This is a genomic window from Fodinibius sp. (assembly GCF_034521915.1).
In the GTDB taxonomy this organism is placed as follows: domain Bacteria; phylum Bacteroidota; class Rhodothermia; order Balneolales; family Balneolaceae; genus Fodinibius.
Genome location: NZ_JAXHLU010000015.1, coordinates 125,081 through 140,603 on the forward strand (window position 1 = coordinate 125,081; position 15,523 = coordinate 140,603).

Below are 15,523 nucleotides of genomic sequence, written 5' to 3' on the forward strand. Positions count from 1 at the left end.
CCATTGGTCTATTCAGACATCCTGTTTGCTCAAAAAATTGATTAATATTTAATCCCGACTATCATCAATGGACAACCGGTTTTCTTCCAGAATAGCATTTTTGAGTGTCTTGGTATTTGTTTTTCAACTTGCTCTATTCAATACTGCCAGTGCACAGGATTCCACATCAACAGCTACGTTACTGGGATGGGAGCAGAGAATCCGAAATTTTATGCTGGATCGTTCTCATAATTACGGTGGCACTCATTTTAATCGAGGATTGTTTCGCGAGCATCTTAACGAAATGAGTCCCGAGCACAATCTGGATTTAATTACTTACCGATTTACGTTATTTCAGGATTATGATTTTGAACAAGCTGAGAATGCGTATCGAATGACGACAGGCAGTTTAAATGCCACGGATTTTGCGGTCGAAAATACGATTAAAAGTGATATTACTTTTAATAATAAGAATCAACTTTCTATTGATGGGTATCATGCAGAAAACATTCGTGCAAATCGATTTCTGTTCAATCTCGGCTATACCAGAAATATTACTGGCAAGCACTATTTAGGAGTGAGTCATACACTGAGCCAGGAAAAAGCCGATCTTGATGCTACTTTGTTCTATCGGTACGGAAACTTTGATGACGGTATGATTGAAGTGAGTGCAAGTATACTTGATTGGGGCAGTAATGTTGTTCAGGATTTAGCAAAAGACAGTCGAAATAAATGGAATAAACGGTACGAGGTTACTCACCAATATTCCAATAGTCCGGAATTGTTTTCGCTGAAATATACGAGCTCCCAATCCAATAGGTTGAAAATAGAATTTATGGGAGGCTTGCAAACGTATTCGCGAAAAAGGGTAGAAGTACATGCCGATACCAGTAACTATATCGATGAAGAGTGGGCGCATTATGTGGGGGGATTGGTTGAATATGATCATCCTCTTTTTACTGTTGGATTAACATATCAGCGAACCTTCTCAAAATTAAAAAGAAAGCCCACGTTGAATTCGAATTATCACCTCAATTTTGGTAATTGGCAGATCACTAATCAGTTGGGTCTGTATGCCACCGGCAGAGTAAACTCATTTGTTTTGGAACAATGGCTTTGGTATGGGCACGATACCGATCGGCTGCAGGGAGAGAAGGTACCCGGAGATTTAAGGAGACACAGTTTCGAGAGGGTACCGTTCGACTACTTGGAAGAACCTGTCAGTTTTAAAAGCAGGGTGTTTTATGATCCTGTTGATACCGGGCTCAGAACAGGACTGGAGTTTCATGCCGAGTACAGCCGACCGCAGGGAGAAAAAGCATCAAACGGTGTGCGGAGTTTTGAATTTAGAAGGACATACAGCATCGTAAGGGATTATAATGCCCGTTTTACCTATTCCATTGGTTATCGATTTAGCCCCCACTTTTATTTACTGGCTGGGATCTCTTACGATCTTGATCGAGATTGGCAAACCGGACGAGGCACTGAAAAAGTAATAGGTGATCCTACATGGTTTGATGGCGGGTTTGGACGGCTTTCAATAAGCTGGTAAATTCCCCCATAAATTATTAGTTAATCAGCTTAAAAATTACTGCTACTTATGGATAAGATGACGCTTGAAGATGTACAGGTTGAAGGCAAAAAGGTATTGATGCGGGTAGATTTTAACGTGCCTATAAAAGATGGTAAAATTGGCGATGATAATCGTATGGTACAGGCATTGCCATCCATTAATTATGTAACGGAGAATGGTGGTAAGCTCATTCTTATGAGTCACCTTGGACGCCCCGGAGGAGAGGTTGACGATACACTGAGTTTAAAACCGGTAGCTGAGCACCTACAAACACTGGTCGATGCAAAAGTACACTTTGCCGAGGATTGTATCGGAGAGAAAGCAAAAACTGTTATAGATAAGGCTGAAGAAGGTGAGATTGTACTGCTGGAAAATGTTCGCTTTCACAAGGGAGAAAAAGCCAATGACGAAGAGTTTTGTAAGCAACTTGCTAAGCACGGCGACTTATTTTGTAATGATGCTTTTGGAAGTAGTCACCGGGCACACTCGTCGGTGGCCGGGGTAACGCGTTTTCTGCAGCCGGCTGTGTCGGGATATTTGTTGGAAAAGGAGATTAAATATTTGAATGACTCCATCAACGATCCTAACAGACCTTTTGTGGCGATTTTGGGTGGAGCTAAAGTATCTGACAAGATTGGAGTGATTGAAAATTTGTTGGATAAGGTGGACAGCATACTTATTGGAGGTGGGATGACGTACACATTCTATAAAGCCAAAGGTCTGCCTATTGGCGATTCGCTGGTTGAGGATGATAAAGTTGACTTGGCGAAAGAATTGATGCAGAAAGCCGATGAAAAGGACGTCAATTTTGTGTTGCCTGTTGATTCGGTGTCAGCCAAAGAATTCAAAAATGATGCAGAGCACAAAGTCGTTGATGAGGATGGTATTGAAGATGGTTGGATGGGCGTAGATATTGGTCCGCAAACTGCTATTTCGTTCGGCAATATCATTAAAAATGCAAAAACGGTAGTCTGGAATGGCCCAATGGGCGTTTTTGAGATGGAAAATTATGCTGACGGAACTAATGCTGTGGCAGAAGCTCTTGCAGAATCCACAAAGCTCGGTGGAACTACGATTATTGGCGGCGGTGATTCGGCATCAGCTATTAAACAAGCCGGACTTGAAGAAGCGGTATCGCATGTTTCTACCGGCGGCGGAGCTAGCCTGATGTTCCTCGAAGGCAAAGATCTGCCCGGTGTGGTGGCACTCACGGATAAGTAAACGTTTTTTAATTGAGATAGATGCCCGGCACTTTCAAAGTGCCGGGCATCTTATTTAATAAATAGCCCAGAGAGGTTTATCATGTCACATCCCAAAAATCAAGTGCTCACTGATGATTTCAAAACCAGCCAAAATTTTTACAAGTCTGATTTAATTCTCCGTGATTACATAAACCGGCATTTTACCGCGCAGGCCAAACAATTTCTGGATGGAAAATTGAATCAGTTGGGAGAAGTAGCGGCAACTCATATGGATGAGCTTTCGCAGAAGGCGGATAAAAACGGACCGGTATTAAAAAAGCGCAACAAGCTTGGTGAGGATATTGACGAAATCGAATTTCATCCTTCCTATTGGGATTTGATGGATATTGCCGCTGAATCGGAGATGTTTTATTTGAAATATCATCCCGAGAAAAAGGAAGCGTTTTTGGGGAAACGCCATCAAATGGGATTTGCGCTCGGTCAGCTGTATGCGATGAGCGAATTGGGACAGTACTGTCCCCATTGCATGACCGACGGCGCGGCCTATTTAGTGGAACAGTTTGCCGATAAGGAAGATAAAAAACGGCTTTTACCAAAGCTGGGAGCTAAAGAGGGAAATAGGCTTTATTCGGGAGCCATGTTTTTGACGGAGAAGTCCGGGGGCTCGGATGTAGGTGCTAATTTGTGCACAGCAGAAAAAATAAACGGAGATGAATACCGACTGAATGGTGAAAAATGGTTTTGTAGTAACGTCAACGCGGATGTTATTATGGTACTGGCCAGAACCGGGCCGGTGGAAAAGGGTACTCGTGGACTATCACTTTTCTTGGTGGAAAAAGAGTTGCCAAATGATGAGCGAAATCCAATGGAGATTATTCGTCTTAAAGATAAACTGGGTGTGCGCTCGATGGCTTCGGCAGAAGTTCGATTTCAAAATACGGTGGGGAAGAGGCTAGGGAAAGAGGGCGAAGGATTTAAAATTATGGCTCAGATGATCAATATTTCTCGAAATTATAACTCTGTGGCCGCTCTGGCTGGGAATCGCCGTGCGATTATTGAGGCATGGCAGTATCTGAATCATCGTAAAACCTTTGGAAAACGAGCGGTTGAACATGCACTTATCAGAGAAAAATTTCTCGAGTTGGGAGCAAAGTATTTGGCTGATTTTCTGCTTGTTTGGCGTGGATTGCGAGCGATGGATGCGGCTGAAAAAGGAGATGAGGATGAACAACATCTGTTGCGGATGATAACCCCCATGGCCAAGTGGTGGTCGGCTGAGAATGCTGTTTACGGCGTCCGAGAATGTATGGAACTGATGGGTGGCAACGGCTATATCGAGGATTTTGTAATGCCCAAATTACTTCGGGATATCAATGTGCTGCCCATCTGGGAGGGTTCGGGAAATATTATTGTGTTGGATATGCTTCGTGCTACGGAAAAATCACGGGGACTGGATATTATTTTTGAGATGATTGAACAAGCAGCTGACCAATCGTCGGAATACGGTGGACTTATGGCAGAGAAACTGACTAAAATAAAAACGATATGGAAAGATATTAGTACGTTGAATGATCGTGATAAGGTCGAGGCCACTGCGAAACCATTGTTCAAGCAATTAATCAGGCTTTTTCAGATGGCTTTACTTGTAGATGAAAAACAAACGGGTAATAATAAGCGATTTGGTATTGCGCTTAATTATCTTGCATCTACTTTTGATAACGGTCTAAGTCCACAGAATCCGCTGGAAATTGGTCAGATCGAAAGGTTGATTGGCTGGGAGTATTAGCCTGCACTTGCCGAAGCACCGCCACCCGCAGCACTGGCAGAAGCTCCTGTTCCGCCGGATGTACCAGGAAAAGAAGTTGTGCCGGTTGCCCCGAGTGTAGAAAAGCTGCTGGCAACATTTGCTACCGTGGAAGTATTTGAGCTAAAAGTAAACCAGGTTATAACAGGTACAGCGTCAGTATTTGTAGCGATGATGTTTTCAAGTTCTTCTTCTCCCAGGCCGAAAGCCAGTCCGTAGATAAAATGCTTATCCAGCTTATCGGAAGAAATATTGTGCTCCTTGGCATTTTTAAGGCCTTCTTTGTAGTTACTCCATTGATGATATACTTCTTCACCTTCGGAAGTGCGGCGAATGATCAGAAAAGAAAATATCAACGCAAATATAGTAACAAATAGGGCTATTAATCCAACCGGACCTGCATAAATGAGTGCCGGTATACTTGCTATAAGAAGTAATGATTGTATAGCAATATTTAGGTAGCAACCGGTGTAGCTTTGCTTGTCAATCCATTCTTGATCAAATGCATACTCTTTTAATTCATTTTTCCACTTAGTAAACCATGAAGATACCTCAGAATTAGTTCCTTCAAAGATTTTATGCAATTTCCGATGTCCATCTTTAATACGTTGCTCAACAAAGGTGAGAATTTGTTTCTCCCATTCCTGTAACTCTTTATTATTCAATTGTTTTGTTGTTCGTTCAATCGAAAAGGTAGGTTTGTCATCAGCCAAAAATCCTTCTTCGGGTGGTTCCTCTTGTATGTTAAAATATCCTTCTCTGGCCAGATCAAGAACTGTAGCCATGAGCAAGTTGCTGGTGATATTTCTCCCCAGCATAAGCCATCCAATAGCAGCAGGGCGAATTTGGGCCGGTACCATAATTGTTTCTGTGGATGAAAAACGGGAGGTGGAATGTCGCTTTCCGTATTTTTGATAGAGGAAATAAAATCCACCAACGCTAAATAGGATGATAATATAGTTCAGCGTTTCCCAAAGATCAGAAAGATACTCCTGTTGTTCTATTTTTTGATCACGTTTTTCCTGGTAGGCTTGCTCCTCTTTTTGAGCCTGATTAAGAGAGAAATCTTCGTTAGTGGTAGAAATTTGTGACTTATTTAGCACTGTTGTGGGAAATAACACTCTGACTTTCGCAAATTCATCATCATCAATATTGGAAGCATTGAATGTGAACGTTCCGGGGGATTGTTGGAGGTTAAATTGCCCTTTGGGCCTTCGTGTCCAACCGAAAAGCGAGTCAGCTGATACTGAATCGGGTAGCTGAATACTAATATTAAGCTGGCTGGTGGATTTGTCTCTTTCATCCGATAAATAATTCCAGAAAAACTGAGACCATTGAGGACCAACAGTTAGTGCTCCTACCAAGACATATGAAATGGTAAATATTCGTTTTTCATTCTCCGCTGTATAGTACCACCTAACCTTAATTGCTTTCTCATTTTGTGCTACGCTAAATGTCCCGGCTGATTTAGTATTTTTATTGACATACGATTTCCCATTTTCCTTAATCTGGATGTTTCTAATAGCCGAAAATCCTTGTCGGGGTATTTGGTATTCTGCCCAGGAAAAATCCCCATCAAAAACATAAGTCAGGTGTTCGGTAACATGAATAGTACCATCTTTGTTGATCGTAACTTCTACTCGAACATCAGGGATTTCAAATGATTTTGCCGAAGCAGAAAGAAAACTGCTTCCAATCAGTAACATTGAGAGAATGAGTGCTCTAATCCACATGCCAGAATATTATTCTTTAAGGATATACTGCTTTATTTCACAGCGATATGATAATGTAATAATTTTAATTCCGGATAATATTTTTTACCTATTTAATAATAGGTAAGGGGTTTACCAAGAATTTTTTCTGTAAGGATTTCCTCCGAAATATATCTTACCTTTAGAACGAAACAATAAAAACAAACGAGGAAATATTATGAGTTCACTCAATAAAGCAATGATTATCGGCCGATTGGGACAAGATCCAGACGTACGTTATACGCAGTCCAATACAGCCGTAGCAAACTTATCTGTTGCAACATCTGAGCGTTATAAGGATAAACAGGGCGAATGGAAAGAGAATACCGAATGGCACCGCGTTGTGGCCTGGGGAAGATTGGCCGAAATTTGCCAGGAATATCTAAAGAAGGGATCACAGGTTTATATTGAAGGTCCTATTCAAACACGCAAGTGGGAAGATAAAGAAGGTCAAACGCGTTACTCTACAGAGATAAAAGCGTTGACTATGACGATGCTTGACAGTAAAGGTGAAGGCGGCGGCGATGTGCCATCCAAGCCGGATAATTCGCAACCGGTATCGAGCAATGTCGACTTAAATGAAGATTTTGACGATATCGACGACGACCTACCATTTTAATGGTATCCGTATTATATTTAGCATAGATTTAAAAGCGGCGGGGAATTTCCTTGCCGCTTTTTACTTTTCTTGCACTGCATAGCTACAGTCAATAGCTTTAAGGCAATCCCAAAATAAAAATAGGTAGTTGGACGACCCGAGTAGTTTACTGTTTATTTTCGATTTTATTTCCCGCCAGGGGGAATCTGTTCTTATTGATTCTACAATAGATCCTGTAGCGTTAACAATACAGATTGTAATAATTATTTCAGGGCTTCTTTTTTCTGCTCTTTTTTCGGGCGCTGAGGTAGCCTTTTTCTCTGTTATTAATCAACAAGATCTGCTAACCGATAAGGATACAGAAGGATCCATAGATCGTCTTATTTCCAAAATGCTGGCGTATCCACGACGATTATTGGCTACAATTCTGATTTGTAATACGTTTGCTAATATTGTGGCATCAGTGTTGGCTGCCGTGGTAGCCGGGAATATTGTTGCCTATTTTGGGCTTTCTGAAGTTTTGATCTATACGTTGGAAGTAATTGTCTTGACGTTCATGATTTTAATTCTCAGCGAAATTACGCCCAAAGTTATTGCTATAAATAATCCCTTAAAAAGTGCGCGTCGGATAAGCTCTTTTATCTATGTGTTATTTAAGTTACTCACCCCGCTTTCGAGTCTTATTGCCAATAGTACGCTTAGTTTGGAAGAGAGATTGCCCAAACCGGATAGTAAGATGACCTCAGAAGATATAATGACGATGGCCGAGGTAAGTGAGCAGGAGGGATCCATAAGAAGTGACGAGCGAGAGATTATTGAAAATGTGATCGAATTCGGGACAACTACAGTTCGTGAGATAATGACCTCACGGGTTAATATTGTTGCTATTTCTACTGACAACTCCCTGAATGAAGTATTGCAGCTCATCAGGGAAAAGGGACTCTCGCGGATGCCGATATATGAGAACGATTTGGATAATATATTGGGGGTTATTCACTCCAAAGATGTACTGCCTTATATTAACTCTGATATCGAACGGACAACCATAAATTGGCGTACTATTGCGCGTAAAGCTCTTTTTGTTCCGTCTACTAAAAAAGTAGATGATCTCCTTCGCGATTTTCAACAGGAAAAAACGCATATTGCTATTGTGGTTGATGAATACGGCGGTACTGAGGGACTAATCACGCTGGATGATATTTTGGAGGAAATTGTCGGAGAAATATCTGATGAGTATGATGATGTGGAAGAAAGTCTTTACACAAAATTTAAAAGTGGTGTATACATTTTTGATGCCAAGATTGACCTCGATGATATGGAGGATATACTAAATATTGAGCTCACCGCTGAAGATGATGAGTATGAAACACTCGGTGGACTCGTTTATCATCTTACGGAACGAATTCCCAATGTAGGCGAACGAGTTTACTATAATAATCTGGAGCTTACGATCCATTCAGTAAAAAATAATCGCGTAAAAAAGCTTCGTGTTAAAGTTCAGGATCGTCCTAAATCGTAAAATCTTTGCAAGCAAACAGTATAACCGTATAAATGAGCACCGATTTTGAATCGTTAGTAAAAACTGATGTTGATTTACAACCGTATAATACGCTGAATATTTCTGCGAAAGCGCGTTATTTTGCCTCGGTAGAATCGGAAATACAGCTTAAGGAAATATTACGACATCCCAAGACAGAAGGACTTAAAATTATGGTACTGGGTGGTGGTAGTAATGTTCTTTTTGGGGATGACTTTGACGGCTTAGTACTACATATCCGGATAAAGGGACGCGAAGTGGTTAAAGAAACAGATGACAATGTCTGGCTAAAGATTGGGGCGGGTGAGAATTGGCACCAAACGGTTCGTTATTGTGTGGATAAAGGATGGGGCGGCATCGAAAACCTTTCGCTTATTCCCGGGACGGTAGGTGCAGCTCCTATTCAAAATATAGGTGCTTATGGTGTGGAGCTTAAAGAAGTTTTTGAGTGGCTGGAGGCCGTGGATATTGAGGGCAGAGAAACACGGAGATATGAAAAGGAGCACTGCGAGTTTGGCTATCGTGACAGCATTTTTAAGGGGGAACTAAAGGGAGTTGTTATTGTCACCAATGTAGTTTTGAAACTGTCTAAGAATCCGGAATTAAATACTTCGTACGGAGCCATCCAGTCTGAACTTGATAAACGAAATATTGATCAACCAACGATTCATGATATCAGTGATATCGTAATTGATATCAGAAATAGCAAGCTGCCCAATCCCGATTTGCTTGGTAACGCAGGAAGCTTTTTTAAGAATCCCATTGTAAAAGATGATGACTATAAGCGCATCAAAAAGAAGTACCCTGAAGCACCGGGCTACGATATGGGAAATCAGAAAACCAAGGTGCCGGCGGGATGGCTGATTGAAGAGGCGGGTTGGAAAGGAAAGGTGGTGGGAAATACCGGGACTTATAAGCAGCAGGCGCTGGTAATTGTAAATCATGGTGGTGCGACCGGCAGAGAGATTTTGAATTTGGCCGGCCGTATCAAAAAGTCGGTAAAAGAAAAGTTCGGTATTGCTCTTGTTCCGGAAGTGAATATTGTGAGTTCGGATGGCAAGGTTTAACGATCGTGATAAATATTTTACCCGGCATCTTTTTGGCGCCGGTTTGGAGTGTCCGGTTAAGCTTTATTATTACCGTAAGGATTATCCCCAAAACCAGCAGTCGCGACCGTTTATTGAACATGCCATCTATAATAAAAGATTACTTACTGCTTTAGCTCGGTCCGTTTATCCCAATGGAATTTTTATAGACGCCAAGGAGATCAAAAAAGCAGCTGATAAAACCCGCCGGTTGTTGCAGGAGGATGAGGTTGTACTTTTTGACGCTATTTTTGAGTATCAGCAAATGATGGCCCGCTCACCCATTATTCATAAATACGGTAATAAGCTGACTGTTTTTTATATCCGCACCAAGGCTTTTGATTCTCGCAAACACAGCATTACAGATGCCAAAGGCCATATCAATAGTAAATGGGAAAAGTATATCCTGGATTTTGCCTACCAGGTATATTTGATTCAGATGAATCAACCCGACTTGGATATTCAAGCAATGCTGGTGATGCCGGAAAAGTCGAGCAGCGCATACACCGATAATCTACCTTTGTTATTACATCCTTTAGATAACAGTTCCAAAGCCGAATCTATTGATGTTTCAAATCAGGAGTTGTTGGCTAAATTAGATGTAACAGAAGTGGTGGAGAAGTTATTAACTCAACCAAGTTTTGCTGAAAACTATCTCCCAAAATCTACGTTCGCAGAGACCTTAAATTATTTTACAACGGTGTATTTTGGGGAGGAGAATCCCAATCCTGAGGTTGGCCTAAAGTGTAAAAAATGTGAATTTCGCATAGAGTCGGAAAGAATAAAAGAGGGTGAAGAAAGTGGATTTAACGAGTGCTGGTCGCCGGTGATGTCGGAAGAAAATCCATCCGAGAATCATATCTTTGATTTAATTGGTCCCGGTACCAATCGGCGACTTTCCAATGGAAATTATGATCAGAAAGATGTTCCCGCTGACACTATTTTTAGTTCAGCAAGCATCATCCAATCGGAAGGACGCATTTCCCAAGATATGCGTCAGGCTCTGCAGGTTCATAAAAGCAAGGATGAGGAGGTGCCCGAGGAGATTATCCGACCAGTACTATTTGAAGAACTAAGTAACTGGCAGTTTCCGTTGCACTTCCTTGATTTTGAGGCGGGAAACTATGCAGTACCAGTTCGAAAAAATCGCCGACCGTACCATCTGGTTGTTTTCCAGTTTTCATGTCATACATTGTATCAAGATGGTTCGTGGAAACATCGCGAGTGGATTGATGATCTCAAAAGTGGATATCCTAACTATGAACTGGTTCGCAAGTTGAAACGAATACCGGATATCGAAGAAGGTACTATCGTACAGTATTCTAACTTTGAACGCAATGCTTTAAAAACAATCCGCTCGGAATTAATAGATGAACGAGATGAAATCGCTGATGCCAATGAGCTTATACATTGGATAGAACAGATCATAAATCGACATGACTCTTCACATTCGCAGCCACCTTATATTGCAGATTTGAGTCGCTTGGTAAAGAACTTTTACTATAACAGGGCGATGGAAGACTCACTGAGTATCAAAGATGTGCTTCGTTCGGTGATGAGCCATAGTTCTCATCTAAAAAACATCTACTCAAAACCATATTCGAGCAACAATTTCGATCATATTATTTGGTGGCAGTCCGATGATGAGGGTGGAGCACGAAATCCCTATTCTATCTTAATGGAGACCGGAGATTCACCTATCCGCCGCGGTACTGAGGCCATGGTTGTATACGGTAAGATAATTGCGCAGGAATTGGAACCTGAAAGACATAAAGCTTTTCAAAATGCGTTGCTAAAGTATTGTGAGCTGGATACATTGGCTATGATGATGATTTACCAGCACTGGCAGGTAAAGATGGGGGGAATTTAAACTTGTGTAGCTGGAACATATAGGAATTACGTACATTTATAAATATTGACCACTGAACATTAATTCATCAACCCAATGACTTCTTCTCTAAGATTATTTTTTACAGCTGTATTACTGGTACTTTTCGTAGGCTCTTGTACTGTTCAAAAAAGTCCGATAACCGGTTCAAAAAGGGCCTATGGATATAGCTGGCAACAGGAGTTAAAGATCGGAAAAGAGGCTGATCAACAAATACAGCAGCAATATGGAGTGTATGATGATAAAGAGGTGCAGCAATATGTAGAGCGTATTGGTCAGGAAGTGCTGGAGGTGAGCCACATGCGTCGCGAAGATACAGATCCAAAGTATCGCAATACAGAGTTCTATTTCCGGGTACTCAACAGTCCGGTAGTTAACGCTTTTGCACTGCCCGGCGGCTATATTTATGTGACACGCGGATTGTTGGCCCATCTTAAAAATGAAGCACAGCTTGCTGTAGTCTTGGGGCACGAAATTGCGCACGTGGCCGCGCGACATGCTTCTCAACGTGCCTTTGAACAACAGATGGGACAACTTGCACTAATTGGCGGAGCGGTAGCCGGTGAGGAGTTATTGGGCGTACCCGGTCAAAGTGTTCTGCAATTGGGGAGTCAAGCGGCCCAATTTTTATTTCTGAGTTATAGTCGTGATGATGAACGCGAATCCGATCAGCTGGGCGTAGAATATGCTGCCATGAAAAACTATGAGGCTGAAGATGGGGCAGGGTTCTTTTCGGCGCTTGAACGAATATCAGAACAGTCGGGACAAAGTATCCCAAGCTGGCAATCTTCGCATCCCGATCCTTCGGAGCGTGCCAAGCGTATTCCGGAATTGGCACAGCAATGGCAACAAAAAGGATATGAGCAGAATATCGAAAATACGGATCAGTATATGAATGTGATTGATGGGATGATTTATGGTGAAAATCCGCGCGAAGGATTTACCGAAGATGGCAACTTTTATCATCCGGATTTGAAGTTTCAGTTCGACTATCCCGATAATTGGAAAATTGTCAATCAACCTACATTGGTAGCAGCTGTCAATGAAAACAAGGATGCCATTTCTCTTATGCAGATCGATAGTGAAGCGGATACGCCTCAGACTTCGGTGATGAATTATGTAACTCAGGATGGTTTTACGGTACAGTCGCAGAATACAACTCAAAAAAACGGATTGAACGGTTACGAGGCTACAGCAATAGCTACTACCGAGGATGGGACGAAGTATAAATTTTTGGTTTATGCGGTTTCCTATGATGGTAATATCTATCGATTTACGAACTATAGTTTGGCCGAAAAATTTGACAGTTATCGATCAAATTTTGAGCAAAATAGCTATTCTTTTGCCAAACTCACTGATCAAGAAAAGCTGAATCGGGAGCCTGTCCGCTTGCAAACACTAAAGGTGGATCAGTCTCAGCCTTTGTCATCATTAACGGATAATTTACCAATGGATATTACGTCCGAGAATGTGGCAATTCTCAATCAGGTTGATTCCGATGCCCTTATCGAACAGGGCAGCTGGATTAAAATTCCGCGCCGATAGTTTGCTAAGCAATAAGTAATATTGTTGGTTATTTATTACTTATTTACCTATTACTTTTGTAAAAAAATCCGATATCTTTGGGCGAACTTTCTATTTAATTACAGCCCAAATTTATTAATAATGATTGAGCGATATTCCCGTAAGGAGATGGCCGATATCTGGTCGCTGGAAAACCAATTTCAAGCTTGGCTGGAGGTTGAGCTGGCTGCCTGTAACGCATGGAGCAAATTGGGTAAGATCCCCAGAGAAGATGTCGAAAAGCTTTACCAAAATGCGTCTTTTGATGTTGATCGGATCAAAGAAATCGAAAAGCAGACCCGGCACGATGTAGTGGCGTTTACTCGATCGGTATCAGAATCGCTCGGCGAAGAGAAGAAGTGGGTGCACTACGGACTTACTTCCACTGATGTCGTGGATACTGCCAACGGTCTACGACTTAAGCAGGCTAACGAGATCCTGCGAAAAGATATTCAGCAAATCATTGATGTGCTGGCGGAAAAAGCCAAAAAACACAAATATACCGTGATGATGGGACGTACTCACGGAGTGCATGCCGAACCTACGACCTTTGGTCTCAAATGTGCACTGTGGTATGCCGAGATGAAGCGCAATCAAGAGCGTTTTGAGAAGGCTGCTAAAAATGTAGAGTTTGGTAAGATGAGTGGTTCAGTAGGTACGTTTGCCAATATTCCACCTGAAGTAGAAGCTTCTGTTTGTGAAGAGTTGGGCCTTTCTCCGGCACCTATTTCAACGCAAACTCTGCAGCGCGATCGTCATGCGGACTATATCTCAACGCTGGCACTGATCGGATCAACGATGGAAAAGATGGCCGTGGAAATTCGCCATCTGCAGCGCAGCGAAGTTCGTGAGGCCGAAGAGTTTTTCCGCAAGGGACAGAAGGGATCATCCTCGATGCCGCATAAACGTAATCCGGTAAGCTCGGAGAATATTTCGGGATGTTCACGGGTTCTTCGCGGGTATATGATGTCGGCTTATGAAAATATCCCGCTCTGGCACGAACGCGATATATCGCACTCATCCGTAGAGCGAATTATTCTGCCGGACGCTACCATTTTGCTGGATTACATGCTCAATCGCTTTTCGGGCGTGGTCGAAAAGTTAACCATCTTTGAAGATAATATGCATGATAATATCTATAAGACGTTTGGATTGACCTTTTCTCAGCGTGTGTTGCATAAGCTGATTGATACCGGCATGTCGCGCGAAAAGGCCTATGATACCGTGCAGCCTCTGGCGATGAAGGCTTGGGAAGAGAAAAGGATGTTTCGTGATCTGGTAGAAGCCGATGAGACGGTGCAGGAAAACTTAACTGAGGAAGAAATTGAGGAGGCTTTTGATTTGGATCATCACACGAGAAATGTGGATAGAATCTTTGAGCGCGTTGGATTAGAATAGAATACAGATTTGACGGATGCAGCAGATGACTGCGGATTAAAGATTTACGGTAAATCTGTATATACAGAGCTATCCTTATTCAATAAATAAATCAATTATGGAGAACTGGTCGGATATCATTTTTTCGGATGAGCTTTCTTTTGAGGAGAAAGCCAGTCAGGTATTCGAATACCAGTTAGAGAACAATTTCGTTTATCGACGGTATTGTGAGGCTTTAGGAAAGGTATCATCTGATCCTGACTCTTTTCCTTTATTGCCCATTAAGGCGTTTAAAGATACTAAGGTAACAACGCATCCCGATGATGAGGTTGAGCTCGTATTTAAAAGCAGCGGCACTTCCGATATGCAGCGAAGTATTCACAGGGTGTATGATTCAAATTTATATGAAGAGTCATTGTTAAAGGGTTTTAAGCAGTTTTATAATCTCAATAATGCCGTGATATGGGGCTATACGCCCGGTTACGCCGATAATCCGCATTCCTCGCTAATATATATGATTCAAAAGCTGATTGATCAGGATAACAGTGGATTGAGTCGTTTTTTACCGCTTGATGAGCCAATAAATCCCGGAGCAGTGAAGGAAGTCGATCGACAGGGAAAACAGTTAACTCTATTTGGCGCGGCTTTTGGATTGCTGGATTTATTGGAGATTGACGATATCAATTTGCCCTCGAAGAGCATTGTGATTGAGACAGGAGGAATGAAAACACATCGCAGAGAAATTTCTCGCGGGGAGCTTCATAAAATATTGGCCAAGGGATTTAACCTGGATGGGAGTCGCATCCATTCCGAATATGGTATGGCAGAGCTATTAAGTCAGGCATATGCTCCTGGAAAATGGTTTTCTACCGTTCCATGGATGCAGGTTACCATCCGTAACCCCGAAAATCCGGATGAAATTCTGCCGCCATACAAGGAAGGATTAATTGGTGTCATTGATCTGGCGAATGTACATAGCTGTTCATTTTTGTTGACGGGGGACAAGGGTGTTATGGATAAGAAAGGGCGTTTCCAGGTACTGGGACGCTGGAACCCCAAAGACTTGCGCGGCTGTAATTTTTTAATCGACGAAGATTAAATGGTTGAATAAAATTATAAACCCTGCGGGTTTCACAGGAGAAAATATATATGTTAGTAGCTTAGTT

The 15,523-nt window shown here is 42.0% G+C and carries 11 protein-coding genes; 10 read left to right on the forward strand and 1 reads right to left on the reverse strand.

Features of this window, described 5'->3' with window-relative positions; genetic code table 11:
• The first annotated feature begins 67 nt into the window (after window positions 1-67).
• From U5J89_RS10750 to U5J89_RS10760, 3 genes are all read left to right on the forward strand, one after another.
• Window positions 68-1,531 carry a hypothetical protein gene (locus U5J89_RS10750; protein ID WP_322575631.1) on the forward strand — a complete coding sequence of 488 codons (1,464 nt, stop codon included), beginning with the start codon at window positions 68-70 and terminating at the stop codon, window positions 1,529-1,531.
• Between the two features lie 48 nt (window positions 1,532-1,579).
• Window positions 1,580-2,773: a phosphoglycerate kinase gene (locus tag U5J89_RS10755; protein ID WP_322575632.1), complete on the forward strand. Its 1,194-nt coding sequence runs from the start codon at window positions 1,580-1,582 to the stop codon at window positions 2,771-2,773.
• A gap of 81 nt (window positions 2,774-2,854) precedes the next feature.
• Window positions 2,855-4,540 (forward strand): acyl-CoA dehydrogenase family protein, encoded by a 1,686-nt coding sequence (locus tag U5J89_RS10760; RefSeq protein ID WP_322575633.1) that lies wholly within the window; start codon window positions 2,855-2,857, stop codon window positions 4,538-4,540.
• On the opposite strand, the gene U5J89_RS10765 is transcribed toward U5J89_RS10760, so the two are convergent.
• Window positions 4,537-6,291, reverse strand: coding sequence for a DUF2207 domain-containing protein (locus U5J89_RS10765; protein WP_322575634.1), 1,755 nt, complete (start codon window positions 6,289-6,291; stop codon window positions 4,537-4,539). The genes U5J89_RS10760 and U5J89_RS10765 overlap by 4 nt on opposite strands.
• Window positions 6,292-6,487: 196 nt before the next feature.
• Here U5J89_RS10765 and U5J89_RS10770 point away from each other — a divergent pair, with 196 nt between their 5' ends.
• The 7 genes from U5J89_RS10770 (at window position 6,488) to U5J89_RS10800 (ending at window position 15,456) form a co-directional block, all read left to right on the forward strand.
• Window positions 6,488-6,928, forward strand: coding sequence for a single-stranded DNA-binding protein (locus U5J89_RS10770; RefSeq protein WP_322575635.1), 441 nt, complete (start codon window positions 6,488-6,490; stop codon window positions 6,926-6,928).
• A 127-nt stretch (window positions 6,929-7,055) separates the two neighbouring features.
• Window positions 7,056-8,426, forward strand: coding sequence for a gliding motility-associated protein GldE (locus tag U5J89_RS10775; RefSeq protein ID WP_322575636.1), 1,371 nt, complete (start codon window positions 7,056-7,058; stop codon window positions 8,424-8,426).
• Window positions 8,427-8,458: 32 nt separating this feature from the next.
• Complete coding sequence (murB, locus tag U5J89_RS10780; RefSeq protein ID WP_322575637.1) at window positions 8,459-9,511, forward strand: UDP-N-acetylmuramate dehydrogenase; 1,053 nt, start codon at window positions 8,459-8,461, stop codon at window positions 9,509-9,511.
• Window positions 9,498-11,399: a DUF2779 domain-containing protein gene (locus tag U5J89_RS10785; protein WP_322575638.1), complete on the forward strand. Its 1,902-nt coding sequence runs from the start codon at window positions 9,498-9,500 to the stop codon at window positions 11,397-11,399. The genes murB and U5J89_RS10785 overlap by 14 nt, the downstream gene beginning before the upstream one ends.
• Before the next feature lie 75 nt (window positions 11,400-11,474).
• Entirely contained in the window at window positions 11,475-12,962 is a 1,488-nt protein-coding gene (locus U5J89_RS10790) for a M48 family metalloprotease (protein ID WP_322575639.1), read from the forward strand.
• Between the two features lie 120 nt (window positions 12,963-13,082).
• Window positions 13,083-14,378, forward strand: a complete 1,296-nt coding sequence (gene purB / locus U5J89_RS10795; RefSeq protein ID WP_322575640.1) for an adenylosuccinate lyase — start codon at window positions 13,083-13,085, stop codon at window positions 14,376-14,378.
• A 97-nt stretch (window positions 14,379-14,475) separates the two neighbouring features.
• The gene (locus tag U5J89_RS10800) at window positions 14,476-15,456 is read left to right on the forward strand and encodes a hypothetical protein (RefSeq protein WP_322575641.1); all 981 of its coding nucleotides are present in this window, start codon (window positions 14,476-14,478) and stop codon (window positions 15,454-15,456) included.
• Window positions 15,457-15,523 lie beyond the last annotated feature (67 nt).